1 protein-coding gene is annotated in these 1905 nt (G+C 59.7%); it reads right to left on the bottom strand.

What is annotated here, in order from left to right; genetic code table 11:
* Positions 1 to 80: 80 nt before the first annotated feature.
* Positions 81 to 1421, bottom strand: coding sequence for a group II intron reverse transcriptase/maturase (gene ltrA, locus KOM00_RS20415; RefSeq protein WP_216500861.1), 1341 nt, complete (start codon positions 1419 to 1421; stop codon positions 81 to 83).
* Positions 1422 to 1905 lie beyond the last annotated feature (484 nt).

Here is a 1905-nt window from a genome sequence, read left to right as displayed (position 1 = left end):
CAATCGGGTAGCCGGGGGTTTCAGCCCCCCGGCCCCCACACCACCCGGCATGCGGGTCCGCACCGGGCGGTTCGTTGAAGTTACCGGGCCGTAGCCGGGTAATGGACCTTCACCCACAGTTCTTTGACAGATACGAGACCTTGATCCTTCAGCCACTGGTTGGTCATACCGTGCTGGGCGGCTAGCCTGCGGGACATGGCCCACGGACCGCCGCGATTCAGACCCGCCCGGATGGAAGTACCGAGTTGGACTCCCAGCTTGAGCAGGTTCCGAATCTTGGTGCGGCACCAACGCCACTGTTTCCAGTAGCAAAGACGCACCCGGCGCCTGATCCAGCCGTCGATCTCCGGGATATCATGGTAGGCTTCGGAAATCCCGAAGTATCCCATCCATCCGCGGACGTAGGTGGACAGCTTGTTCAGTCGGTACTCCATGGAAACAAACCAGCTTCTTCCGGTGTACTTCTTGACTCGGCGTCGGAACTCCTTGTACGCCTTGTCCGACCAGAGGATCTTGGTTCCCTTGAACACGAAGCCAAGGAAGCTGATCTGGTCGCTTCTGGCGACCTGGCTCTTGTCTTCGTTGACCGTGAGCTTGAGTTTGTGCATGAGATGCCTCCTCACGCTTGTCATGACCCGCTCGCCGGCCCGCTCGCTCTTCACCAGAATGATGAAGTCGTCGGCATACCGGACGAACTTGTGTCCACGGTTCTCAAGCTCCTTGTCCAGTTGATCGAGGAGGATATTGGCGAGTAGCGGGGAAAGCGGGCCGCCTTGGGGAACCCCCATGCCGGTCTTTTCCAGTCTCCCGTCAACCTCCACCCCGGCTCTGAGGTATCTACCGATCAGGGCAAGGACGCGTTTGTCGCGGACCTTCCTCCCCACGAATGTCATGAGGAGGTCGTGGTTGACCGTGTCGAAGAACTTGGCAAGGTCGATATCCACGGCAATACGGAAGCCCTGTCGCAGATACTCCCGCACCTGCCGAACCGCATCATGCGCCGAACGGCCGGGGCGGAAACCGAAGCTCCATTCCGAGAAGTCCGGATCGAAGATCGGCGTGAGCACCTGGGCAATGGACTGCTGGATCAGCCGGTCGAGCACGGTGGGGATGCCGAGCGGGCGGAATCCGCCCGTGGGTTTCGGAATCTCCACGCGAAGGACAGGCTTCGGTTGGTACGTACCTGTTGCAAGCGATGCACGGATATCGGCCCAGAGCGGCCGGAAGCGGTTGGGGAAGTCGTCGACAGTGATACCGTCGACACCGGGAGCGCCCTTGTTGGCACGCACCCGTTTCCACGCCAGTTCCATGTTCTCTGTGGCAAGTATCCGCTCCAGTAGGTGTTGCTCCGGAGTTGGCTGGTCAATGACGCGCTCCACCGGCACTCCCCCGTTCGGGTTCATCGTGTCGTGCAAGCTCATTGGGGCTTTACCTCCTCTTCATCGTTTGGCCCTTCGGCGGGGTAAGTCGTCCCGGACTCTCCCGGGCTTGTTTCCAGTTGCCGGATCGCTGACGGCAACGTCCTGCGCCTACTATGGCTTCTGCTGACTCCTGCCTCATCACGGCAACTGTTACCAGAGGTCGCGCCATCTGAAAGCGATGGCTTGTGAGACAGGTCTCCCCGGATAAGAACGTGAACTGTCGCTACACAACCGCAGCATTTACCGTTTCTCCTGAATCCGTGGGACTTCGTCATGTTGTGCTGACTTGCCCGGATGACGGCCTTGTATGCTGTTTCTGTTCGTCGGCTCATAGCTTTGCGCTCGGGCTTCCTTCAGACCCCTCCTCGCGGAGACGCCCTTGCCGTCGGCTAGTACTTCGTTGACGCCGTCTCGCGACGGTGTTGGATTCTACGTACAGGGGACTTACACCCCATAAGTTCACGCCCATGCCGGGCGTACACAA

It is taken from the genome of Geomonas diazotrophica, from assembly GCF_018919385.1.
GTDB classification, from domain to species: Bacteria; Desulfobacterota; Desulfuromonadia; order Geobacterales; family Geobacteraceae; genus Geomonas; species Geomonas diazotrophica.
Note: the sequence above shows the minus strand (reverse complement) of the source record. Positions and strands in the feature narration are given on the sequence as shown.